Annotated in this window: 1 protein-coding gene; it reads right to left on the bottom strand. The window is 57.3% G+C overall.

Going from position 1 to position 337, the window contains the following annotated elements:
• Positions 1–116 precede the first annotated feature (116 nt).
• The coding region (locus tag AF337_RS10565; protein ID WP_193393595.1) for an arginase family protein at positions 117–337 on the bottom strand (221 nt) is incomplete at its 5' end.

The raw sequence follows: 337 nt of genomic DNA, 5'->3' as shown, positions 1-337 counted from the left end.
CATGAAGACCGAAGAATTTTTGAGCGAGTTTGGCTAGAGCCTGGTGTGGCGATACAGCCTCCACAGCAATACTGCTCATCGCCACGAATGACATGGAGATGACCGAGAGGTCGGCCTTAGCGTTTGCCGATCGACGGACTAAACACCATGAGGCTCAGGATTTCAAAGAGCACCTGTGCTGCGGCGTGCGCTGTGTTGGTCGTTGCGTCATATTGCGGGGCAACTTCGACGACGTCACCGCCCACCAGGTTTATCCCTTTCAGCCCGCGTATCAGTTCAAGGACTTCACGCGTGGTCAATCCACCGACCTCGGGCGTGCCCGTGCCGGGCGCAAAGC

It is taken from the genome of Rhizobium ecuadorense, assembly GCF_001187535.1.
GTDB classification, from domain to species: Bacteria; Pseudomonadota; Alphaproteobacteria; order Rhizobiales; family Rhizobiaceae; genus Rhizobium; species Rhizobium ecuadorense.
This window is presented reverse-complemented; position numbering and strand designations above follow the sequence as displayed.